Source organism: Pseudomonas sp. B21-041 (genome assembly GCF_024748675.1).
GTDB lineage: Bacteria > Pseudomonadota > Gammaproteobacteria > Pseudomonadales > Pseudomonadaceae > Aquipseudomonas > Aquipseudomonas neuropathica.
This window is the reverse complement of sequence record NZ_CP087175.1, coordinates 442,133-466,021: the sequence shown is the minus strand read 5'-3', so window position 1 is coordinate 466,021 and position 23,889 is coordinate 442,133. Positions and strand designations below refer to the sequence as shown.

At 60.2% G+C, this 23,889-nt stretch carries 20 protein-coding genes; 8 read left to right on the top strand and 12 right to left on the bottom strand.

The genetic code is table 11. The features are described from left to right. Positions 1-299: 299 nt before the first annotated feature. The 8 genes from LOY43_RS02035 to LOY43_RS02000 form a co-directional block, all read right to left on the bottom strand. Positions 300-1,889, bottom strand: coding sequence for an AAA family ATPase (locus LOY43_RS02035; RefSeq protein ID WP_095047209.1), 1,590 nt, complete (start codon positions 1,887-1,889; stop codon positions 300-302). 10 nt (positions 1,890-1,899) lie between these two features. Continuing rightward, entirely contained in the window at positions 1,900-3,000 is a 1,101-nt protein-coding gene (gene aroB / locus LOY43_RS02030) for a 3-dehydroquinate synthase (RefSeq protein ID WP_093430081.1), read from the bottom strand. A gap of 152 nt (positions 3,001-3,152) precedes the next feature. Continuing rightward, positions 3,153-3,671, bottom strand: coding sequence for a shikimate kinase AroK (gene aroK, locus LOY43_RS02025; RefSeq protein ID WP_011332081.1), 519 nt, complete (start codon positions 3,669-3,671; stop codon positions 3,153-3,155). Between the two features lie 4 nt (positions 3,672-3,675). Further along, positions 3,676-5,754, bottom strand: a complete 2,079-nt coding sequence (pilQ, locus tag LOY43_RS02020) for a type IV pilus secretin PilQ family protein (RefSeq protein ID WP_095047208.1) — start codon at positions 5,752-5,754, stop codon at positions 3,676-3,678. A gap of 13 nt (positions 5,755-5,767) precedes the next feature. Continuing rightward, complete coding sequence (locus LOY43_RS02015; RefSeq protein ID WP_258709124.1) at positions 5,768-6,295, bottom strand: pilus assembly protein PilP; 528 nt, start codon at positions 6,293-6,295, stop codon at positions 5,768-5,770. Next, complete coding sequence (gene pilO / locus LOY43_RS02010; RefSeq protein WP_095047206.1) at positions 6,292-6,915, bottom strand: type 4a pilus biogenesis protein PilO; 624 nt, start codon at positions 6,913-6,915, stop codon at positions 6,292-6,294. Before pilO ends, LOY43_RS02015 begins: the two co-directional genes overlap by 4 nt. After that, entirely contained in the window at positions 6,912-7,478 is a 567-nt protein-coding gene (locus tag LOY43_RS02005; RefSeq protein ID WP_095047205.1) for a PilN domain-containing protein, read from the bottom strand. The genes pilO and LOY43_RS02005 overlap by 4 nt, the downstream gene beginning before the upstream one ends. Continuing rightward, entirely contained in the window at positions 7,478-8,542 is a 1,065-nt protein-coding gene (locus tag LOY43_RS02000; protein WP_093430076.1) for a pilus assembly protein PilM, read from the bottom strand. Before LOY43_RS02000 ends, LOY43_RS02005 begins: the two co-directional genes overlap by 1 nt. A gap of 219 nt (positions 8,543-8,761) precedes the next feature. Between LOY43_RS02000 and LOY43_RS01995 the strand changes: the two genes are divergently transcribed. Beyond that, positions 8,762-11,206 (top strand): penicillin-binding protein 1A, encoded by a 2,445-nt coding sequence (locus LOY43_RS01995; protein WP_407082808.1) that lies wholly within the window; start codon positions 8,762-8,764, stop codon positions 11,204-11,206. A gap of 319 nt (positions 11,207-11,525) precedes the next feature. Here LOY43_RS01995 and LOY43_RS01990 read toward each other — a convergent pair whose 3' ends face one another. From LOY43_RS01990 to rpmE, 3 genes are all read right to left on the bottom strand, one after another. Then, complete coding sequence (locus tag LOY43_RS01990; RefSeq protein ID WP_090280412.1) at positions 11,526-12,794, bottom strand: malic enzyme-like NAD(P)-binding protein; 1,269 nt, start codon at positions 12,792-12,794, stop codon at positions 11,526-11,528. 183 nt (positions 12,795-12,977) lie between these two features. Continuing rightward, complete coding sequence (locus LOY43_RS01985; protein ID WP_095047411.1) at positions 12,978-13,778, bottom strand: thermonuclease family protein; 801 nt, start codon at positions 13,776-13,778, stop codon at positions 12,978-12,980. Between the two features lie 14 nt (positions 13,779-13,792). Beyond that, positions 13,793-14,020 (bottom strand): 50S ribosomal protein L31, encoded by a 228-nt coding sequence (gene rpmE / locus LOY43_RS01980; protein ID WP_016984589.1) that lies wholly within the window; start codon positions 14,018-14,020, stop codon positions 13,793-13,795. A gap of 287 nt (positions 14,021-14,307) precedes the next feature. On the opposite strand from rpmE, the gene LOY43_RS01975 reads away from it, so the two are divergent. Next, complete coding sequence (locus LOY43_RS01975; RefSeq protein ID WP_258709122.1) at positions 14,308-16,527, top strand: primosomal protein N'; 2,220 nt, start codon at positions 14,308-14,310, stop codon at positions 16,525-16,527. Positions 16,528-16,620: 93 nt separating this feature from the next. Here the strand turns inward: LOY43_RS01975 and LOY43_RS01970 are convergent, their stop codons facing one another. Next, a complete protein-coding gene (locus LOY43_RS01970; RefSeq protein ID WP_256579857.1) occupies positions 16,621-16,743 on the bottom strand; it encodes a hypothetical protein in 123 nt (40 codons plus the stop codon). Here LOY43_RS01970 and argS point away from each other — a divergent pair. From argS to phaC, 6 genes are all read left to right on the top strand, one after another. Then, the gene (gene argS, locus LOY43_RS01965; protein ID WP_095047202.1) at positions 16,742-18,478 is read left to right on the top strand and encodes an arginine--tRNA ligase; all 1,737 of its coding nucleotides are present in this window, start codon (positions 16,742-16,744) and stop codon (positions 18,476-18,478) included. The genes LOY43_RS01970 and argS overlap by 2 nt on opposite strands. A gap of 1 nt (position 18,479) precedes the next feature. Next, complete coding sequence (locus tag LOY43_RS01960; protein ID WP_007909385.1) at positions 18,480-19,196, top strand: SPOR domain-containing protein; 717 nt, start codon at positions 18,480-18,482, stop codon at positions 19,194-19,196. Positions 19,197-19,428: 232 nt separating this feature from the next. Beyond that, positions 19,429-19,959 carry an ATP-dependent protease subunit HslV gene (gene hslV, locus LOY43_RS01955; protein ID WP_016984593.1) on the top strand — a complete coding sequence of 177 codons (531 nt, stop codon included), beginning with the start codon at positions 19,429-19,431 and terminating at the stop codon, positions 19,957-19,959. 54 nt (positions 19,960-20,013) lie between these two features. Next, positions 20,014-21,351 carry an ATP-dependent protease ATPase subunit HslU gene (gene hslU / locus LOY43_RS01950; RefSeq protein ID WP_220557399.1) on the top strand — a complete coding sequence of 446 codons (1,338 nt, stop codon included), beginning with the start codon at positions 20,014-20,016 and terminating at the stop codon, positions 21,349-21,351. Positions 21,352-21,494: 143 nt separating this feature from the next. Then, positions 21,495-21,866 carry a gamma-butyrobetaine hydroxylase-like domain-containing protein gene (locus tag LOY43_RS01945; protein WP_108224330.1) on the top strand — a complete coding sequence of 124 codons (372 nt, stop codon included), beginning with the start codon at positions 21,495-21,497 and terminating at the stop codon, positions 21,864-21,866. A 258-nt stretch (positions 21,867-22,124) separates the two neighbouring features. Beyond that, complete coding sequence (phaC, locus tag LOY43_RS01940) at positions 22,125-23,804, top strand: class II poly(R)-hydroxyalkanoic acid synthase (RefSeq protein WP_258709121.1); 1,680 nt, start codon at positions 22,125-22,127, stop codon at positions 23,802-23,804. Positions 23,805-23,889: the final 85 nt, after the last annotated feature.

The following is a 23,889-nucleotide window of genomic DNA, read 5'->3' as shown; positions in this document are numbered from 1 at the left end:
TCAACCACTTGCATCCTGCGCCGAACGTACGCCGGCTTCGCGGGGGCAAAAGGGTGGTCATTGTACACAGCGACACAGAGGCTCACAAATTTGACGACGAAATGTCGCAAATTCATGTCGCATTTGTGAAAGGTTTAAAGCGATCTGCTGTGCTAGTCAAAACTTTTTTAATTTTGACCGCAACGACTCAAAGACTACTGTGACGCAGACACCACAAGGCACGCGACCTGGAAGGAAGCGCGCACTCGTAGAAATTTTGAGGTGCTTGGAGAGGCGGCCTGGGTAAGGCCGCCGAATCTTCAGCGAGTTGTTGCCAGTTCCTGTTGGACGCTGGCGACAGTGCGAGGCCAAGGTTTACCAGCCTGAACCTTCGCTGGCAAGGCCTTGATGGCAGAAACGGCTGCATCACGATTGGCGAAGTTGCCGTAGGTGATCACGTAAAGCGGTTTGCCGTTGAGGACTTTCTTGAAATAACGGTACTCGCCGCCCTGCTCTTTGACGAAGTTTTGCGCTGCCGCTTCAGAGCTGGTGCCGAGGATCTGCACCACGTAATTACCGGTCGGCTGACCGGCATACCAGCTGCCACCGGCGGCTTTGGCGACGGTCACAGGCTTCTCGGCCGGTTTCGTCGCGGCGACGGGCTTGGCCGGCGCTGGAGCCGGTTTCGTCGCTGGCGCTGCCGGAGCAGGCTTGGCGGTGGCGACTTGTGTTGGCGCAGGAGTCGGTTTGGCCGCCGGAACTGGCACCGGTGTCGGCGCAGGACCTGCGGGAACACCTGCCGGTGGCGCCGAAGTGGTCACGGTTGGCGGTGTGGCGCTGGAGCCTTCCAGAGGCACACCGTCGTCGCCTTCGGTAATACCGCCAGCGGCTTCAGCCAGCGGGCCGCGCATGACCGGCTGGGAGTTACCGACCAGCGGCAACGGCATCGGTTGCGTATTGCCGGCGAACTCGACGTTCGGTGCGCCGCCATTGGCACCCTGCCCCAATGGCAACTGTGCCTGTTCATTGGCAGGAGCGCCGGTGGTTGGCGCCTTATTGCGACCCGGCATCAACCAGGCGGCGGCGACCGCGACCACAACGACGGCGGAAATCGCCAATACGTGTTTCTTCGGCATGTTGAACCCCATACTTGGACGCTTGACCGCAGAGCGGCTGGCAATCATGACTTCGATCAGAGCATCGCGAGCGACCTGGTTGATGTTGCCCGGCCAACCCTCGGCACTTTCGTGAATATCAGAGATCTGATCTGCGCTGAAAAGTTCGACACCCCGGCCCGCACCTTCGAGCCGTTGGTCGAGATATTCGCGGGTCTCTTCTTCGGTGTACGGCTGCAGCTCGATGACGTGGAAACGCTCCTCCTCAAGGTGCAAAGCCTCGAGCTGAGCGATCAGCGACGATTCACCGAACAGGAACACATGCGGGCGACCTTCCGGTGCGCCGGCACCCAGCGCCATCAGCGCTTCGAGAGCGGACTCGTCGAGCTGCTCAGCGTCGTCCACCAACAGATAGACTTCCTGGCCGGTCAGTGCGAGTTGCACCACTTGATCCAGAATCGCGCCAACTTCGGCCTGAGCGACGTTCAGCGCCTGCGCCACCTGGCGCAACACACCGGCAGCATCACCGGCGCCACGGGCGGAAACCACCACGCTCTGCACCGACTGCTTGTTGGTGCTGGCGACCAGCGCCTGACGCAGCAACGTCTTGCCGCTGCCTTGCGGGCCGGTGACCACCAGCAGCAACTGGCTGTAACGCGCCAGATGATGCAGTTGACCCAGCACCGGTTTGCGCTGAGCCGGGAAGAACTTGAAGCCCGGCACGCGTGGCGCGAACGGGTCGTGACTTAACTGGAAATGGCCGAGGAACGCCTCGTCGGCATGCAAACTAGTCATTGGAATCTTTTCAACCTTTAAGCTGAGCCAGGGCGCGGTAATCCGCTCCCAGCGTGGCCTGTAGAACCTCTTTCGGATAATCGTCGGTCACTACCGCTTCGCCCATCCGGCGCAGCAGCACCAGGCGCAGACGACCGTCGATCACTTTTTTGTCGATTGCCATGTGTTGAAGAAAATCGGCTTCGGTCATTTCAGTCGGCGGCACCACTGGCAAGCCGGCGCGCTGGAACAGACGAATACCGCGATCACGCTCCTCGTCACTGATCCAGCCCAGACGCGCGGACATCTCCAGCGCCATCACGGTGCCAGCCGCGACCGCTTCCCCGTGCAACCAGACACCATAGCCCATGTGGGTTTCGATGGCGTGGCCGAAAGTGTGGCCGAGGTTGAGCGTGGCACGTACGCCGGTTTCTTTCTCATCGGCGCCAACCACCGCAGCCTTGGCCGCGCAAGAGCGCTCGATCGCGTAAGTCAGGGCTTTCTGGTCCAGCGCGCGCAGGGCATCGACGTTTTCTTCGAGCCAGGTCAGGAACGGCTCGTCGCAGATCAGCCCGTACTTGATGACTTCGGCCAGACCGGCAGACAGTTCGCGCTCTGGCAGGGTTTTCAGGGACGCCGTATCGATCAGCACCACGTTCGGCTGGTAGAACGCGCCAACCATGTTCTTGCCTAGTGGATGGTTGATACCGGTCTTGCCGCCCACCGAAGAATCGACCTGGGACAGCAATGTCGTCGGAATTTGGATGAAGTCGACGCCGCGCTGGTAACAGGCAGCGGCAAAACCGGCCATGTCACCGATCACACCGCCGCCAAGAGCGATCACGGTGGTACGGCGGTCATGACGGGCAGTCAGCAGACCGTCGAAGATCAGTTGCAGGGTTTCCCAGTTCTTGAAGGCTTCGCCGTCCGGCAACACCACGGAGATCACCGAGAACTGCGCCAGGCTGCGGGTCAGACGTTCAAGATAGAGCGGCGCAACGGTCTCGTTGGAGATGATTGCCACCTGCCGCCCATGGATATGCGGAGCCAGCAGCTCGGGCTGATCCAACAAACCTTCGCCAATATGAATCGGGTAGCTGCGCTCGCCTAGATCGACCTTGAGTGTCTGCATGTGTCCCCACAGTGAAGATGGAAGCAGGCGTCCTGCCCTGAATTATTGGTTATCTGCGGCCTATAGCGGGTATGACGCCGCTTGCACGCCATCCGCCACAACCTCGGCGGACTGTGACAGGACGCCGAGGATAGCGCATTTCGAGCGCTGCTTTAACGGGGAGGAAGCTGCGCCAGACGATCGAGAATGTCGAGCACCACCATACGTGGCGGCCGCTCGTCGGTTTCCACCACCAGATCGGCAATTTCCCGATAAAGCGGATCGCGGATCGCCAGCAGGTCACGCAGGGTTTTTTCCGGATTGGCAGTACGCAGCAACGGCCGGTTGCGATCGCGCGACGTGCGGCCGACCTGCTGCTCCACAGAGGCGTGCAGATACACCACTCGCCCACCCTCATGCAGGGCCTTGCGATTGGCATCGCGCATGACTGCGCCACCGCCGGTCGCCAACACCACGCCATCGAACGCGCACAGCTCGGCGATCATCGCCTGCTCACGGTCACGAAAGCCGGGTTCGCCTTCCTTGTCGAAGATCCACGGGATATTGGCGCCCGTGCGCAATTCAATTTCCTTGTCGGAATCTTTGAACGGCAGGCGCAGCTCTTTGGCCAGTAACCGGCCGATGGTGCTTTTGCCAGCACCCATCGGTCCTACAAGAATCAAATTTCGCACAGAATCAACGACTCACAGCAATCGCCTGGTTATTCATGATACGTGGTGTGAGAAATACCAGCAGCTCGGATTTTTTCTCCGATACCACATCACGCCGGAAAAGGCGGCCAAGATACGGCACATCGCCAAGAAATGGCACCTTATCTACGACCTTGCTTTGAGTATTTGAGAAAACACCGCCAATCACGATGGTTTCGCCGTCATTGACTAGTACCTTGGCGTTGACCTCGTTTTTCTTGATCGGCGGCACATCCTGCACTTTGTTCAGGTAATCCGGTTCGTCCTTGGTGACCTTGACCTCCATGATGATGCGGTTGTCCGGGGTGATCTGCGGGGTGACTTCCAGCGACAGCGAGGCCTCCTTGAACGACACCGACGTCGCGCCGCTGGAGCTGGCTTCCTGATACGGAATCTCGGTGCCTTTGAGGATTTTTGCGGTTTCCTTGTCGGAGGTGACAACCTTCGGCTGCGAGACGATTTCGCCGTTGCCGGTCTTCTCCATGGCAGTCAGCTCAAGATCAAGCAGGACGTTGTCGGTAATGAAGGCAATGCCGATCCCCGATGTATTACCCACAGTGCCCATGTCGACGAACGGCGAATTGGTGCTGGTACTGCCCGGCGTACCAATGGTGGTCGATGAACCGTTGACCCCGGAAGCGTTCCAGTTGCCCTTGTTCTGGATCGAGCCGCCCCAGCGCACGCCCAGACTTTTGTCGTAATCGACGTTGGCCTCGACAATCCGTGCTTCGATCATCACCTGACGCACCGGAATATCCAGTTGCGCCACGATCCGCCGCAGTTCGTCGAGGCGATCCTGAGTCTGGTAGGCAATGATGTTGTTGGTGCGCTCATCAACGGTAATCGAACCGCGTTCATCGATTTTCGCCTCGGCACTGGTCACCGACTGGAACAGCTTGGCGATGTCCGCGGCTTTAGCGTAGTTCACCTGTAGCAGCTCGCGGCGCAACGGCGCCAGTTCGGCGATCTGCTTCTGCGACTCCAGTTCCTGACGCTCGCGGGCAGCGATTTCATCGGCCGGCGCCACCAGCAGCACATTGCCGATCTTGCGCTTATCCAGGCCTTTGGTTTTCAACACCAGATCCAGGGCCTGATCCCACGGCACATTTTGCAGACGCAAGGTGATGCCACCCTGCACCGTGTCGCTGGCAACCAAATTGAGGTTGGTGAAGTCGGCGATCAGTTGCAGCACCGAGCGCACATCAATGTCCTGGAAGTTCAGCGAGAGCTTTTCGCCGACGTACGCCTGACGGTCAGCGTTGCGTTTTTGCAGGTCATCGACGGTCATCGGGCGGATGCTGACGGTCAGTTTGTTGTCAGTCTGGAAGGTGGAGTACTCGTAGGTGCCACTGGGTTCAACCGTAATAACTGTCCGATCAGCGGTTACTCCGGCATTGACGAACTGCACCGGGGTGGCGAAATCCTTGACGTCGAGGCGTACCCGCAACTTGTCCGGCAACTGCGTGCGCGCGAAGCTGAGGATGATCTTGCCGTCATGTTCCTGGATATCCGGGGCGATGGTCGGATCGGACAGGTCGATGACCACATTGCCTTCCCCCGCCGTACCACGCTGGAAGTCCACACCGCGAATCGCCCGGCTTTTCGGCACAAATGCCTTGGCGGGTGCGGCCGCTTTAGCCGTAGTGCGGGGCGCAACGGCTGCAGGGCGCGACGCAGCTGCTGGTGCGCCCTGACCGACCACCACGAACAGGTTATTGCCTTCGACCCGCGTGGTGTAAGGCGCCAATTGCGTCAGGCTGACAATCAGCCGCGTACGCTCCTTGGCCTCAACCACAGTGGCGGTGCGCGCATTGCCACTGCCCAGATCGAGGTTCTTGCTGGCCAACTGACTGGCGACACCGGGCAGGTCCAGGGCAATCCGCGCCGGCGATTCGGTGGTGTAGCCCTTGGGTTGTGGCGGCGGGCCGTCGAACGACAACTTCAGCTCGACGCGATCACCCGGCAACGCCGCCACGTCGAGCGTCTTCAGATTGGCCGCGAGTACCATCGGTGACATCAGCGCTATCCATAGCGAAAAACCGAGGGTGGAGAAAATCCTGTTCATTGTTCGACTTCCACTATGAGTGCTCTTTCAAAGGAATGGTGCGCGGACGCTCCAGCCAGGCGCCTTCGCCGTCGGGCACGATTTCGACGACATCGACCTGGGTAGCGCTGATGGCGACGATGCGACCGTCATTGCGCCCCAGGTAATCGCCGACCTTCAACCGATGCACGCCGCCAGCGCCGCGCAGCAACGCAAAGGAGCCGGAAGCATTGGCAATCGTGCCGACCATCTCGAACTGCTCGATGTTGAAACCTTCGAGGTATTGCTTGACCCGATTGGGATCGGGCTTGACGTTGCGTGAGCCATGTTTCTGCCCGGCCAGATCAACCCGCACCTGGCGCGAGAACGGACTGCGCAGGTTGGCCGCGCTGTAAGTGAATGTTGGGTAAGACCGGAATGTCGGGGTTGGTTCAATCTTGCCTGCCGGGCGCAGGCGTACTTCATTCAAGTAGGCATCAAGATCGCTGAAGTCATTGCTGCCACCACAACCGTTCAACGCGAGCAGCGTAATCGACAACGCGATGTAACGAGTCGGGCTCATTTCTGCAGCCCCTTGTCGTTATACCGGTAGGTCTTGGCAAGGATGCTCATGCGCAGCTTCGGCCCGCCCTCTTTATCGGCAGGAGCGAGTTCGAAATCGTGCAAGGTGACAATGCGTGGCAGCCCGGCCACGCCACTGACGAAGGTCGCAAGGTCGTGATAGGCACCGGTGACGGTGATCTGGATCGGCAGCTCGATGTAAAACTGCTGGGTGACCTCCGGCAGCAGTTTGATCTCTTCGAACTCCAGGCCGCTGCCCAGCCCCGTGCGGGTGATGTCTTCGAGCAGGCCCGGCACTTCGGTGTCACTGGGCAATTGGCGCAACAGCACGCCAAAGGTGTTTTCCATCGCCTTCATTTGTTGGGTGTACAACTCAAGGTTGGCCGAAAGACGTGCCTTGCTGGCGAACTGCTCCTTGAGCGTGGCTTCTTCCTCGCGCTTGGCTTCGAGTTGGTTTTCCAGGTCACTGATGAAAAAGTTATAACCGAGCGCCAGGACCAACACCATCAACAGCGCCCCGGCGATGGCTTTCACTGCTGCCGGCCAGGAGCCGATGTTGCTGGTATCGAGGTCGTTGAAATCGATGTCGCGCAGACTTTCCAGCCATTCGGACGGCTTCATTGCTCGTCCTCCACGGTGCGGGGCTGGGTCTGCCGTACGGTCAACTCAAACGTGTTGGCCTGATCCACCTGGCCCGCCGTCGTCGCCTTCACCTCGTTGAGACTGGGCGCGTCGAACCAGTCGGAAGCATCCAGATTGCGCATCAATTCGGAGACCCGGTTGTTCGATTCGGCTGCACCGCTGATCGACAGGGTTTTGCCAACCATCTTCACGTCGGTGAAATACACACCGTCCGGCAGCGTGCGCGCCAGTTGATCGAAGATTCGCCCACTGATCTGCCGGTTGCCCTGCAAGTCCTGGATGATGCGCATGCGCTCGACCAGTTGCTGACGACGCGCCTTGAGATCGCTGATCTGTTTGATCCGTTCGTCGACCACAGCAATCTGCTTGCCGATGTAATCATTGCGCGCCACTTGTCGTGCAATGGCGGTGCTGATGACCTGATCGGCAATCAGCACCGCACCGACCGAGCCAACCACCACGCCGATCAAGGCCAGCAGAAAGCGTTTGCGCCGTTCTTCGCGACGCTCCTCGCGCCAGGGTAGGAGGTTGATCCGCGCCATCAGTCGAAACTCCTGAGCGCGAGCCCGCAGGCGATCATCAGCGCCGGCGCGTCGCTGGCCAAAGCCCCGGCGTTGACCTTGCTGCTCAAGGCCATGTTGGCAAACGGGTTGGCTACTTGAGTCGGCGTGCTCAGGCGCTGCTCGATCAGCCGATCCAGTCCGGGCACTGAAGCCGTGCCGCCGGCCAGCAGAATGTGATCGACCGCGTTGTATTGCCCGGAGGCGAAGAAGAACTGCAGCGAGCGCGACACTTGCTGCACCAGCGCCTCGCGAAACGGTTGCAAGACCTCGCTGATGTAATCATCGGGCAGACCGCCCTGTTTTTTCGCCAGCCCGGCTTGTTCGAGGGTCAGGCCATAGCGGCGCTGGATTTCCTCGGTCAGTTGCCGGCCGCCGAACAATTGCTCGCGGGTATAGATGATCTTGCCATTGTGCAGGACGCTGAGCGTGGTCATGGTCGCGCCGATGTCGACCACAGCGACAGTCAGACGCTCCTGAGAAGCCGCCAGTTGCGTGGCCAGCAAGCCGAACGAGCGCTCCAGTGCATAGGCTTCGACGTCGACTACCCGTGCGGTCAGCCCGGCGAGGGCCAGCGCCGCTTCACGAACTTCGACGTTTTCCTTGCGACAGGCAGCGAGCAACACATTGACCCGCTCAGGGTTGCGCGGTGACACGCCCTGGACCTCGAAATCGATGGCGACTTCGTCCAGCGGGTAGGGAATGTACTGATCGGCCTCGATCTTCAGCTGGTTTTCCAGCTCGTCGTCGGACAGCCCGGCGTCCATCTCGATGATCTTGGTGATCACGGCAGAACCGGCCACTGCGACTGCCACGCTCTTGAGCCCGGTGCGCGCCTTGACCAGTAAACGGCTCAGGGCCTGACCCACGCCTTCAAGTTCGGCGATGTTCTTTTCGACCACGGCGTTGACTGGCAATGGCTCTACCGCATACGCCTCGACCCGGTAGCGATCACCCTGACGGCTCAGTTCCAGCAGCTTCACTGACGTGGAACTGATGTCGATCCCCAGTAACGTATTGGCCTTTTTATTGAAGAGTCCCAGCACTACCAATTCCCTATGACTTTCCGTGAGTTACGGACTCTGTAATACGCATTGCGTTCCTTCACCCCGTCTTGACAGAAGCGCAAATGACGCCCCCAGCAGAAAAGTGCTTATAATGCCCAGCGTTTTTTTCCGCTTTTTACTGCAAGCGCGGATGGTTCTGTGTGTAGCCGGAGCCCCGTCGCCAAATTCATTCTTTGCACTGGATGTCCAAAAGCCTTGATTCGTCTGCTGAAATTTTTCGGTTGGTCCATCGTCGCCGTTTTCTGCGGACTGCTTTTAGGTCTCAGCGGCGCGTTTCTTTACCTTAGTCCGGGTTTGCCGTCTGTGGAGGCTCTGCGAAGCATTCAGTTGCAGATTCCGCTGCGGGTCTACTCCAGCGACAACAAGTTGATCGCCGAATTTGGCGAAATGCGCCGCACACCGATCCGTTTCGCCGACATTCCCCCCAATTTCATTAATGCGTTACTAAGTGCTGAAGACGACAATTTCGCCAACCACTATGGCGTCGATCCGAGCAGCCTGATGCGCGCCGCGACCCAACTGGTCAAAAGCGGACACATTCAGTCCGGCGGCAGCACCATCACCATGCAGGTAGCGAAGAACTTCTTCCTGACCAGCGAACGCAGCTTCTCGCGCAAAACCACCGAAATTCTTCTGGCCCTGCAGATCGAGCGACAGCTGACCAAGGATGAAATCCTTGAGCTGTACGTGAACAAGATCTATCTGGGCAACCGCGCCTATGGCATCGAAGCAGCGGCGCAGGTGTATTACGGCAAGTCGATCCGTGATGTCAGCCTGGCGCAGATGGCGATGATCGCCGGCCTGCCGAAAGCCCCGTCGCGTTTCAACCCGCTAGCCAACCCGGCGCGCAGCAAAGAACGCCGCGACTGGATCCTCGGGCGCATGTACAAGCTTGGCAAGATCAGCGAAGCGGACTACACCGCTGCGATCAACGAACCGCTGAACGCCAGCTATCACGTGCCGACCCCGGAAGTGAATGCACCGTATATCGCTGAAATGGCTCGTGCCGAGATGGTCGGTCGTTATGGCAGCGACGCTTACACCGAAGGTTTCCGCGTTACCACCACGGTGCCGAGCAACCTGCAGGAAATGGCCAACACCGCGCTGCACGAAGGTTTGATGACCTACGACCAGCGTCACGGCTACCGTGGCCCCGAATCGCGTCTGCCGGGCAAGACCCGTGAGGCCTGGGCAAGTGAACTTACCAAGCAGCGCACCATCAGCAGCCTGGAGCCGGCCATCGTCACCCAGGTCGACAAGAACGGCCTGCAAGTGCTGACCCGTACCGGCGAAGAGCACGTCGCCTGGGACACCATGAAATGGGCACGACCGTTCCTCAACACCAACAGCATGGGCGCCAATCCGCGCCAGCCGTCGGATGTCGCGGCGGTCGGTGATCTGGTTCGCGTGCAGCGTCAGAAAGACAATTCACTGAAGTTCAGCCAGATCCCCCAGGCTCAAGGTGCGCTGGTGTCGCTGGATCCGCAGAACGGCGCGATTCGCTCGCTGGTCGGCGGTTTCGCCTTCGAACAGAGCAACTACAACCGTGCGATGCAGGCCAAGCGTCAGCCCGGCTCGAGCTTCAAGCCGTTCGTCTACAGTGCCGCGCTGGATAGCGGCTACACTGCCGCCACGCTGGTCAACGACGCGCCGATCGTGTTTGTCGACGAATATCTGGACAAGGTCTGGCGCCCGAAGAACGACACCAACACTTTCCTCGGCCCGATCCGCCTGCGTGAGGCGCTGTACAAGTCGCGTAACCTGGTGTCGATCCGCTTGCTGCAGGCGATGGGCGTAGGCAAGACCATCGACTACATCACCCGTTTCGGCTTCAACAAGCAGGATCTGCCGCCCAACCTGTCGCTGGCGCTGGGTACTGCAACGCTGACGCCGATGGAGATTGCGACCGGTTGGAGTACGTTCGCCAACGGCGGTTACAAGATCACCCCGTACATCATCGACAAGATCGAAAGCCGTAATGGCGATACGCTGTTTCTCGCCAACCCGCCAACCGTGCCTCAGGGCGGTTCGGCGACGGACGGTATCGCCGCACCGCACACCGATTCGTTTACGGTCAACGCCACGCCGGTTGCAGGCGAGGCGCCGGGCAGCGCGGCCGTGCCGCAAACACCGGCAGTGGCTGAGCGAATTGTCGATGGCCGCACCACTTACATCCTCAACAGCATGTTGCAGGACGTGATCAAGCTCGGCACCGGCCGTCGCGCGCTGGCCATGGGCCGCAGCGATATCGCCGGCAAAACCGGTACCACCAACGAATCGAAAGATGCCTGGTTCTCCGGTTACAACGCCGACTACGTGACCACGGTCTGGACTGGCTTCGATCAGCCGGAAAGCCTCGGTCGTCGCGAGTTCGGCGGTACTGTGGCGCTGCCGATCTGGATGAACTACATGTCGGCTGCGCTGAAGGACAAGCCGCCGCACGTGCAGCCTGAGCCGGAAGGTTTGCTGAGTCTGCGCGTGGATCCGGTCAGTGGCCGTGCAGCGACGCCGAGTACGCCGGGCGCGTATTTCGAGCTGTTCAAGTCTGAAGACACGCCGCCGTCGGTGAATGAGCTGGGTAATGGCGCCGTACCGGGCAGCCCGCTGCCAGCGGATGAGCAGGCGCCGATCGATCTGTTCTGATCCGCGACCACTGAAAAGCCCCGCCTTCGATTGAAGTGCGGGGCTTTTTATTGCCTGAAGATCAAGCCCCCCTCACCCTAGCCCTCTCCCGGAGGGAGAGGGGACTGACCGAGTTGTCTAGCGCTCTACATCGACCTGAGAGAGCTGTGTCGATTATGGATTCAAAACAATACGTTCAGGTCGGCGTAACTCCCGAACATCCCCCAATCAGTCCCCTCTCCCCCTGGGAGAGGGCTAGGGTGAGGGGGTCTTGATCTTCAGGCAATAAAAAACCCCGACTCTCACGAGCCGGGGCTTTCGTTTGAAGCGCTACAACGGCTTAGCCGTTGAACACGTCATCCACGCTTTTCAGCGGGTAGTTCTTCGGATACGGCAGAGTCGCCACACCGGTCTCGATCGCGGCTTTGGCCACAGCGTCGGAGATCAGGGTGATCAGGCGCTTGTCCATTGGCTTCGGAATGATGTACTCACGGCCGAATTCCAGCGGAGCACCACCGTAGGCATCGCACACGTCCTGAGGAACAGGCAGCTTGGCCAGTTCACGCAGGGCGTTGGCGGCAGCCACTTTCATTTCTTCGTTGATGCGCTTGGCGCGAACGTCCAGGGCTCCTCGGAAGATGAACGGGAAGCCCAGCACGTTGTTGACCTGGTTCGGGTAGTCCGAACGGCCGGTGGCCATGATCACGTCGCTACGGGTAGCGTGCGCCAGCTCCGGGGAGATTTCCGGATCCGGGTTCGAGCAGGCGAACACGATCGGGTTGGCCGCCATCGACAGCAGGCCTTCAGCGCTCAGCAGGTTCGGACCGGACAGACCGACGAACACATCAGCGCCTGCCAGTGCGTCAGCCAGGCTGCGCTTCTCGGTGGCGTGAGCGAATACCGCTTTGTACTGGTTCAGGTCGTCACGGCCGGAGTGGATCACACCGGTACGGTCAACCATGAAGATGTTTTCGATGCGTGCGCCCATGCTCACCAGCAGTTTCATGCAGGAGATGGCGGCAGCGCCGGCGCCCAGGCAGACGATTTTCGCTTCTGGCAGGGTTTTGCCAGCGATTTCCAGGGCGTTGATCATGCCCGCAGCGGTCACGATCGCGGTGCCGTGCTGGTCATCGTGGAATACCGGAATGTCGCACTGCTCAATCAGAGCACGTTCGATCTCAAAGCACTCGGGTGCCTTGATGTCTTCCAGGTTGATACCACCGAAAGTGATGGAGATGCGTTTTACGGTATCGATGAAGGCTTGCGGGCTTTCGGAGTCGACTTCGATGTCGAAAACGTCGATGCCGGCGAAGCGCTTGAACAGTACGCCTTTACCTTCCATTACTGGCTTGGAAGCCAATGGGCCGAGGTTGCCCAGACCGAGAATCGCGGTGCCATCGGAAATGACTGCAACCAGGTTGCCCTTGCCGGTGTATTTGTAGGCCAGTTCAGGATCGCGAGCGATCTCACGCACTGGTTCAGCTACGCCGGGGCTGTAGGCCAGCGACAAGTCGCGAGCGGTAGCAGTGGCCTTGGTGAGCTCGACACTCAGCTTCCCTGGACGAGGATTGGCATGATATTCGAGAGCGGCAGTTTTCAGATCAGACATTTTGGCATTCCGCTTTTTACTGTTGGACAGACTGGTCAGCGAGGATACGCGCCTCGCAAAGTCCCCACAAGACTGAGCGGTCACCCCTGTCAAGCGCCCTGCCCTACGACTTTGGGCCAAGAGCCACGGCGCACAAGGGCTAGACTGTTCACAATAGACAGAAAAAATGTCTACAATTTTTCTTCAGCGCGGCGTTTGCAACATTGAAGGATCCGTCAGCGGAAGCAACCACCGCGACTGACCGGATTGAAGCCCACCGCGCCGCGAACGATCGACGATCCAGCCGCGAGCCTCGATCTGCTTGCCTTTGAGCGCCTGCAAACGGGCATTGTCGAATTGTCTGACCAGATTGGGAGCAACGCGCAATACAAGAGAGTCCTGCAACTCGATCCAGATTCCGCCTCGATTGCGCTGAACCTTGCTCACACGCCCACTGATCACGGCGAAACCCGAGCGCTGGATCTGCTCCGCTTTCAGTACAGGTGATTGCCGCCAGAGGCCCAGCCCGGCCTTTCGCGCACTGCGTTCGGCGGCTTGCTGGCAGGCAACAAGATCGACATTCGGCGCAACCGCGACCTGGAAACCGAGGCCATCGGCGAGCATTTGCGCTTCGAGATTGGCGCCGCTGGTGCTGTAAATATGCGCGAGCGTACGCCCGTAATGGTCTTTGGCTTGCTTGCCGGGGCGCAAACCGACACGTCCGCCGCTGGCATCGACCAGCGCTTGCAGGCGTTTGCGTGCCGCCACGGCGAAGGGTTCGTCGCTGCGGCCCTGTCTGCCCAGCTCAGGCGTGTTGAGGCCGATCATGCGTACGCTGCGACCGTCGCTCAGGCGCAGCGTGTCGCCATCGACCACGCGCTGCACGGTGACGCTGGCCAGTCCCGCAGGCGCCGGACAGAAGGCCTGCGCGCCGGATAGCCAAATCGCAGACACAAAAAAGGCGCCCGCGAGGGACGCCTTTTTCAGCAACGAGGAAAAGCCCACCGGGCCCTTCAACCTTACTCTGCAGCAGCAGGTTTCTTGCCGAAAGCACCGAAACGGTCTGCGAAGCGCTGAACGCGGCCGCCAGTGTCCAGAGTCTTCTGCTTACCGGTGTAGAACGGGTGGCATTCGTTGCAAACGTCGATTGGCAGAGCTTTGCCGAAAGTCGAACGAGTTTCGAACTTGTTGCCACAGCTGCAGGTAACAGCGATGACTGGGTAATTCGGGTGGATATCAGCTTTCATGGTGTCTTCCTCAGCTAGCGTGCCGCCACCCAACACTATTGTTGAATACCGCACGTAATTAGGCCGCGGATTCTACCAGACCTTTTCAAACACGCAAGCTGTCACCGAGACCGACCGTCTGCTAGGCTCCCGGCCCAATACGCGATTCCTTTGTAGGAGTGAGCCTGCTCGCGAGAGCGGTATTTCAGACGACATAAATGTTGAATGACAGACCGCTATCGCGAGCAGGCTCACTCCTACAAGGTTATGTGCCGAGCCATACCGCCCGTTTATAGAGATCCCCCCGCGTGCCCGACGCCATTCTGCGCCTCGCCCTGCCTTCACCCTTGCGCCGCCTGTTCGACTATCGAGCCCCGGCCGGTGTGCTGCGTGAGCAATTGCAGCCGGGCATGCGCCTGCGAGTGCCGTTCGGTCGACGCGAGATGATCGGGATTCTGGTCGAGGTCACGGACACCAGCGAAGTGCCGGTGGAGAAACTGAAACCAGCACTGGCCCTGCTCGACGCCACAGCGCCACTGCCACCGGCGCTGTTCAAGCTGTGCCTGTGGACGTCGCAGTATTATCAGCACAGCCTCGGCGACACCCTGAGCTGGGCGCTGCCAGTGCTGCTGCGCCAAGGCGAACTGGCCGAGGCCCGACAGGAGCGCTTCTGGTCGATCGTCCCCGGCGCCAGCCTTGATGATCCGCGCATCGCCCGCGCACCGCGCCAGCGCGAAGCACTGGCGACGCTGGCTCAACACCCGCACGGCGTCGCCCATCAGTTGCTGAGCAAACTGATGCTGAGCAAGGACAGCCTTGATCTGCTGCTGGCGAAAAATCTGGTGCAGGTGGAAATCCGCCGCCACGCACCGGGCGCGCGTCACGAACACTGGCTGGCACAACCGGAGTTGCCACTCAACGCCGAGCAACGTGCCGCCTACGAAGCGATCCGTGCCGGGTTCGACAGTTATCACGCGTTCCTCCTGGCCGGGGTCACCGGCAGCGGCAAGACCGAAGTCTATTTGCAACTGATCCGCGAAACCCTCGAAGCCGGCAAACAGGCGCTGGTGCTGATCCCGGAGATCAACCTCGGCCCGCAGACCCTGGCGCGTTTCGAGCAGCGCTTCAACGCGCGCATCGCTCTGCTGCACTCGGCGGTCAATGATCGCGAGCGCCTCGACGCCTGGCTCGCCGCCCGCGATGGCGAGGCCGACATTATTATCGGTACCCGTTCAGCGCTGTTCACGCCGATGAAAAACCCCGGGCTGATCATCATCGATGAAGAGCACGACGGTTCTTATAAACAGCAGGAAGGTTTGCGCTACCACGCCCGCGATCTGGCGCTGGTACGTGCGCGGCAGGAAAACATCCCGATCGTCCTCGGTTCCGCGACGCCATCGCTGGAAAGCCTGCACAACGCCTACACCGGCCGTTACGGCCTCCTACGCCTGAATGAACGTGCTGGCGGTGCCAAGCAGCCACGCTTCCTGCGGCTGGATGTGAAAAGCCGTCCACTGGACAGCGGTATTTCCGGGCCGATGCAGCAAGCCATCGGCCAGACCCTCGCCAACGGCCAGCAAGTGCTGGTGTTCCTCAACCGGCGCGGCTTCGCCCCGACACTGTTGTGTCATGACTGCGGCTGGATGTCCGAGTGTTCGCGCTGCGATGCGCGGATGACTGTGCACCAGCGCTACGGCGAACTGCGTTGCCATCACTGTGGCTACGTCGAGCGCACGCCGCGCCAGTGCCCAAAGTGCAACAAGGTCGATCTGCGCCCGGTCGGCGCGGGTACTGAACGTGCCGAAGAACGGCTGGCGATTCTATTCCCCGACTACCCGGTGCTGCGCGTCGACCGTGACAGCACGTCGCGCAAGGACGCGATGAATCAACTGTTCGCGACGATCCAGAAGGGCCAGCCGTGCATTCTGGTCGGCACGCAGATGTTGGCCAAGGGGCACCATTTTCCAAGGGTGACGCTGGTGTCGATCCTCGATGCTGACGGAGGCCTGTTCTCCGGCGACTTCCGCGCCAGCGAGCGCATGGCGCAGCTGATCGTGCAGGTGGCCGGGCGTGCCGGGCGAGCGGAAGAGCCGGGCAAGGTGATTATCCAGACACACCTCGCTGACCATCCTTTATTGGTGCAACTCACCGAACAGGGCTATTTCGCCTTCGCCGAACAGGCCTTGAGCGAGCGCCGCGCCGCCGGGTTGCCGCCGTTTGCGCATCTGGCACTGCTGCGTGCCGAAGCGCACAAGCCGGGGCAAGCGGAAGGCTTTCTCGATGAAGCGTGCAGCGAAGCCGAGCGCTTGCTGACCGAGCAGAATCTGAGCGGGATTGAACTGCTTGGGCCAGTGCCGGCGCCGATGGAGCGTCGTGCTGGCCGTTATCGCGCGCAGTTGTTGTTGCAGGCGACGGCGCGGGCGCCGCTGCATCGGTTGCTGGCCAGTTGGTTGCTGGTGCTGGAGCAGATGCCGAGTGGGCGCGCGGTGCGCTGGTCGCTGGATGTCGATCCCGTCGATTTGTATTGAAGATCGAAAGATCGCAGCCTTCGGCAGCTCCTACAGGAAAATGCGTATCCCCGTGTAGGAGCCGCCGCAGGCGGCGATCTTTTGATCTGAATGTCACCACATATCCATAAGCTGCCTGCTAAGGTTGGCAAGCCCGTCTTCGCAACGGATAATGCCCAGTTTTTCCACCCGCGCATCGATGCGCCCGCCGCGCTTGCGGTCGAAAGAGAAGACCATGAAAGACACCATTCGCCAGCTGATCCAACAAGCCCTCACCCAACTCGTCAACGAAGGTGTGTTGCCTGAAGGCCTGTCGCCGGCGATCCAGGTGGAGAACGCCCGTGATAAGACCCACGGCGACTTCGCCAGCAACATCGCCATGATGCTGGCCAAGCCTGCGGGCATGAAGCCGCGCGACCTGGCGGAAAAAATCATTGCCGCACTGCCTGCCGACGAGAACGTCACCAAGGCCGAAATCGCCGGCCCGGGCTTCATCAATTTCTTCCAGAACACCCAGGCCTTGGCCAACCGCCTCGATGCCGCACTGGCTGATGCTCACATTGGCGTGCGCAAGGCTGGCCCGGCGCAGCGCACCGTGGTCGACCTGTCGGCACCGAACCTGGCCAAAGAGATGCACGTCGGCCACTTGCGCTCGACCATCATCGGCGACGGCGTGGCGCGCGTACTGGAATTCCTCGGCGACGAAGTGATCCGTCAGAACCACGTCGGCGACTGGGGCACCCAGTTCGGCATGCTGATGGCGTATCTGCAGGAAAACCCGATCACCAGCGATGAGCTGTCGGACCTGGAAAACTTCTACCGCGCCGCCAAGCAGCGTTTCGACGAATCCGCAGAATTCGCCGACCGCGCTCGTGGCCTGGTGGTCAAGCTGCAGGCCGGCGATGCCGAGTGCCTGGCGCTGTGGACCAAGTTCAAGGATATCTCGCTGTCGCACTGCCAGAAGATCTACGAACTGCTCAACGTCAAACTGACCATGGCCGACGTGATGGGCGAAAGCGCCTACAACGACGACCTGATCAACGTGGTCAACGATCTGAAAGCCGCCGGCATGCTGGTCGAAAGCAACGGCGCGCAGTGCGTGTTCCTCGACGAGTTCAAGAACGCCGACGGCGACCCGCTGCCGGTGATCATCGTCAAGGCTGACGGCGGTTACCTGTACGCCACCACCGACCTCGCGGCTGTGCGCTACCGCAGCGGCAAACTGAAAGCCGATCGCGCGCTGTACTTCGTCGACCAGCGTCAGGCCTTGCACTTCCAGCAAGTCTTCGCCGTGGCGCGCAAGGCCGGTTTCGTCACCCATCCGATGGAGATGGAACACATGGGCTTCGGCACCATGAACGGCGCCGATGGCCGTCCGTTCAAGACACGTGACGGCGGCACCGTGAAGCTGATCGATCTGCTCACCGAAGCGCAGGAACGCGCCTACAACCTGGTGAAAGAGAAGAACCCGGAACTGGCCGAAGACGAGCTGCGCAACATCGCCAAAGTCGTCGGCATCGGCGCGGTGAAATACGCCGACCTGTCGAAGCACCGCACCAGCGACTACAGCTTCAACTTCGACCTGATGCTGAACTTCGAAGGCAACACCGCACCGTACCTGCTCTACGCCTACACCCGCGTCGCCGGCGTGTTCCGCAAACTGGGCAAGGACTTCAGCGAAGTCGATGGCCAGATTGTGCTGGAAGCCGCACATGAGCAAGAGCTGGCGGCGAAACTGGCGCAGTTCGGCGAAGTGCTGAACAACGTGTCCGACAAAGGCACGCCGCACATTCTCTGCACTTATCTGTACGACGTTGCCGGTCTGTTCTCCAGCTTCTACGAGAACTGCCCGATCCTCGCCGCCGAAACCCCGGCCCAGATGCAGAGCCGTCTGCGCCTGGCCGCGTTGACCGGTCGCACCCTCAAGCAAGGCCTGGAGCTGTTGGGTCTGGAAACTCTGGAGCGTATGTAAGTTGGCTGCCAAGAAAAAACCTGCACCCAAGCGTGGCGCCAGCCGTTACCAAGCTCCTGCGAAGCAACCGATTCCGGGTTGGCTGTGGATGGCCATCGGCCTCACGGTCGGCGCGTTCATCGTGTTTCTGATGAAGCTGGAGCCGGGCAAGGGCAGCGACACGGTCAAGCGCGAGAAAGTCGAACAGGCGCAACAGCAGAAAGCGTCGAAGATCGCCGAGGCCAACAAGACCCCGCCGAGCCCGACGCAACCGGTGAAGCCGAAGTACGACTTCTACACCCTGCTGCCGGAATCGGAAGTGATCGTGCCGCCGGACGCCGTCCCGGAGAAGACCTTGCCGACGCCACAAGTGCCGGCCATTCCGACCACGCCGGTGACCCCGGCGGAAGCGGCGAAGATCGACACCGCGCGCGCGCAGGCAGCGTTGGCCGGGATTACCCCGCCACCAGCACCGCCGGTGAGCAAAGCGGCACCGGTAACCAAGTTCTTCTTGCAGGCCGGCTCGTTCCGCAAGGAAACCGATGCTGACAAGGTTCGTGCGCAGATCATTCTGCTCGGTCAGGCGGTAGCGGTTGAGTCCGGCACGGTGAAGGATGAAACCTGGTATCGCGTTTTGGTCGGGCCGTTCAGCAACCGTGAGCAACTGACTACTGCACAGAAACAACTGGCTGGCGCCGGCTTCAGCAACCTGTTGTTACAACAACGCCAGAGCCGCTGATCACCGCCGATCGTTCCCACGCTCTGCGTGGGAACGCCTCAAGGGACGCCCTGCGTCCCAGCAGTGAAGGGACGCGGAGCGTCCCCGGGCTGCATTCCCACGCAGAGCGTGGGAACGATCAGGTGCAACACGCCGCTCGTCCCCTCTGCCGCGCTACGGTTGAAATCCTCTCCAGCACCCCCATATGAATGGGCATAAGGCACTTTCGCCCCGCTGTGTGGAGACTCTTCCCTTGACCACCATCGTTTCAGTCCGCCGTCACGGCAAAGTCGTCATGGGCGGCGACGGCCAGGTTTCTCTCGGCAATACCGTGATGAAAGGCAACGCGAAAAAAGTCCGTCGCCTGTACCACGGCCAGGTCATCGCCGGTTTTGCCGGTGCCACCGCCGACGCATTTACCCTCTTCGAACGTTTCGAAGGCCAACTTGAAAAACATCAGGGCCACCTGGTGCGCGCCGCTGTCGAACTCGCCAAAGAATGGCGCACCGACCGCTCCCTGAGCCGCCTCGAAGCCATGCTCGCGGTCGCCAACAAGGACGCCTCGCTGATCATTACCGGCAACGGTGATGTGGTCGAGCCCGAAGACGGCCTGATCGCCATGGGTTCCGGCGGCGGCTACGCGCAAGCCGCGGCCAGCGCCCTGCTGAAAAAGACCGATCTGTCGGCCCGTGAAATCGTCGAAACCGCCCTCGGTATCGCCGGCGACATCTGTGTATTCACCAACCACACTCAGACCATTGAGGAGCAGGATCTCGCTGAATAAGCCTGACGCGGCCCTGTGCCACGGCTTGTTTCTGCTTGAGGACCGTCAATTATTATGTCCATGACTCCCCGCGAAATCGTCCACGAACTCAACCGCCACATCATCGGCCAGGACGATGCCAAGCGCGCCGTCGCGATTGCCCTGCGCAACCGCTGGCGCCGCATGCAGCTGCCTGAAGAGCTGCGTGTTGAAGTGACCCCGAAAAATATCCTGATGATCGGCCCGACCGGTGTCGGTAAAACCGAAATCGCCCGTCGCCTGGCGAAACTGGCCAACGCGCCGTTCATCAAGGTCGAAGCGACCAAGTTCACCGAAGTCGGCTACGTCGGTCGTGACGTCGAATCGATCATCCGTGATCTGGCCGACGCCGCGATCAAGATGCTCCGTGAGCAGGAAATGACCCGCGTTCGCCATCGCGCCGAAGACGCTGCCGAGGATCGTATCCTCGACGCACTGCTGCCGCCGGCGCGCATGGGCTTCAGCAATGAAGAAACGCCAAGCAGCGATTCCAACACGCGCCAGCTGTTCCGCAAGCGCCTGCGCGAAGGTCAGCTGGATGACAAGGAAATCGAAATCGAAGTCGCCGAAGTCGCCGGCATCGAAATCGCCACGCCGCCCGGCATGGAAGAAATGACCAACCAGTTGCAGTCCTTGTTCGCCAACATGGGCAAGGGCAAGAAGAAGGCGCGCAAGCTCAAGGTCAAAGAAGCGCTAAAGCTAGTGCGCGACGAAGAAGCCGGGCGTCTGGTCAACGAAGAAGAGCTGAAAGCCAAAGCGCTGGAAGCGGTTGAACAGCACGGCATCGTGTTCATCGACGAGATCGACAAAGTCGCCAAGCGCGGCAACGTCGGCGGCGCCGATGTGTCCCGTGAAGGCGTGCAGCGCGACCTGCTGCCGCTGATCGAAGGCTGCACCGTCAACACCAAACTGGGCATGGTCAAGACCGACCACATCCTGTTTATCGCCTCCGGTGCGTTCCACCTGAGCAAGCCGAGCGATCTGGTGCCTGAGTTGCAAGGTCGTCTGCCGATCCGCGTTGAACTCAAGGCCCTGAGCCCTTCGGACTTCGAACGCATCCTCAGCGAACCGCATGCCTCGCTGACCGAGCAGTATTGCGCGCTGCTGAAAACCGAAGGCCTGAACATCCAGTTCCAGCCGGAAGGCATCAAGCGTCTGGCGGAGATCGCCTGGCAGGTCAACGAGAAAACCGAAAACATCGGTGCCCGTCGCTTGCACACGCTGCTTGAGCGTCTGCTCGAAGAGGTTTCGTTCAGTGCCGGCGATCTGGCCAGCACCCACGATGAGAAGCCGATTCTGATCGACGCCGAATACGTCAACAGCCACCTCGGCGAATTGGCGCAGAACGAAGACCTGTCCCGTTATATCCTGTAAGCCATACTTACAGATGTAATGGAACTGTGGGAGCGAGCCTGCTCGCGAAGACGGCGTTACATTCAACCTTTGTGTTGGCTGAACCACCGCTTTCGCGAGCAAGCTCGCTCCCACAAGGTTCCGCACAAGACGGATACCTGCTCATGATCCCCACCGACATCAAACTGCACAAAGCCTCGAAAACCCTGACGCTTACCTATGCGTCCGGTGAGGAATACACCTTGCCCGCCGAATTCCTGCGCGTGCATTCGCCCTCCGCTGAAGTCCAGGGCCACGGCAAACCGATCCTGCAATTCGGCAAGCTCAACGTTGGTCTGAGCAAGCTGGAACCGGCCGGTCACTACGCACTGAAACTGACCTTCGACGACGGTCACGACAGTGGCTTGTTCACCTGGGATTATCTCTACGAGCTGGGGCGACGTTATGACGCACTCTGGGCCGATTATCTGGCCGAGCTCAAGGCCGCCGGAAAAACCCGCGACCCGAGCGAGTCGATCGTCAAGCTGATGCTCTAGTCCGAGCCTTGCGCTCATTAGAGGGCATTTTCTAAATTCATCTGTTTGAATGCTCTGCTGTGTGGCCGAGGATCGGCCTGCTTGCGAAAAAAATTAAACTCGGGTAACCAATGGAGCTGGCAAGTTCCCTGCAGTGCTCTACGACTGTAAAGCAGCTATGCAGAATTAACGGTCACCCGAGCAGTAGTACCTGGCATTGGCTGTGGAACTGCACAGCAGAAAACCGGGTACTCGTCTCAGGACAATGGAGCGTCGTAGATGAGTAACAAGAATAACGATGACCTGAAGTACCAAGCCTCGGAAAACACCCTGGGGCTTAATCCCGTCGTTGGGCTACGCGGAAAGGATCTGCTGGCCTCTGCTCGTATGGTGCTGAAACAGGCCATCAAACAACCGATCCATAGTGTCAGGCACGTCACCCATTTCGGCCTCGAACTGAAGAACGTGCTGTTCGGCAAATCCGAACTGCAACCGGCAGGCGATGACCGTCGCTTCGCTGATCCTGCGTGGAGCCAGAACCCGCTCTACAAACGTTATCTGCAAACTTACCTGGCGTGGCGCAAGGAACTTCATGCCTGGATCGATGACAGCAGCCTGTCACCCAAAGACATCGCGCGCGGCCACTTTGTCATCAACCTGATGACTGAAGCCATGGCCCCGACCAACACGGCGGCCAACCCCGCAGCAGTCAAACGCTTCTTCGAAACCGGCGGCAAAAGCCTGCTCGACGGCCTCTCGCATCTGGCCAAGGATCTGGTGCACAACGGCGGCATGCCGAGCCAGGTCAACATGGGCGCGTTCGAAGTCGGCAAGAGCCTCGGCGTGACCGAAGGCGCGGTGGTGTTTCGCAACGACGTGCTGGAGCTGATCCAGTACAAGCCGATCACCGAGCAAGTCCACGAGCGCCCATTGCTGGTGGTGCCGCCGCAGATCAACAAGTTCTACGTATTCGATTTGAGCCCGGACAAGAGTCTGGCGCGCTTCTGCCTGCGCAATAACGTGCAGACGTTTATCGTCAGCTGGCGCAACCCGACCAAGGCCCAGCGCGAGTGGGGCCTGTCGACGTACATCGATGCCCTGAAAGAAGCCGTCGACGTGGTCACCGCGATCACCGGCAGCAAAGACGTGAACATGCTCGGTGCCTGCTCCGGCGGCATCACCTGCACCGCCCTGCTCGGCCACTACGCAGCGATCGGCGAGAAGAAGGTCAATGCCCTCACGCTGCTGGTCAGCGTGCTCGACACGACGCTGGACAGCGACGTCGCCCTGTTCGTCGACGAGCAGACTCTGGAGACCGCCAAGCGCCACTCCTATCAGGCCGGTGTACTGGAAGGCAAAGACATGGCCAAGGTTTTCGCCTGGATGCGCCCGAACGATCTGATCTGGAACTACTGGGTCAATAACTACCTGCTCGGCAACGAGCCGCCGGTGTTCGACATCCTGTTCTGGAACAACGACACCACCCGCCTGCCCGCCGCGTTCCATGGCGACCTGATCGAGATGTTCAAAAACAACCCACTGATCCGCCCGAATGCACTGGAAGTGTGCGGCACGCCGATCGACCTCAAGCAGGTCACGGCCGACATCTTCTCGCTGGCCGGCACCAACGACCACATCACGCCGTGGAAGTCCTGCTACAAGTCGGCGCAGTTGTTTGGTGGCAAGGTCGAGTTCGTGTTGTCGAGCAGCGGGCATATCCAGAGCATTCTCAACCCGCCGGGCAACCCGAAATCGCGCTACATGACCGGCGAAGAAATGGCGGCCAATGCCGATGAGTGGCAAGAGAACTCGACCAAGCACACCGACTCCTGGTGGCTGTACTGGCAGACGTGGCAGGCCGAGCGCTCGGGCAACCTGAAAAAGGCCCCGCTGAAACTGGGCAACAAAGCGTACCCGGCCGGTGAAGCCTCGCCGGGCACATACGTTCACGAGCGGTAACTGACACCACCACACCCCGTGTAGGAGCAGCCTTCGGCAGCTCCTACACGGGGTGTGGTGAATTTAAATCCACAGGGCCTGACGC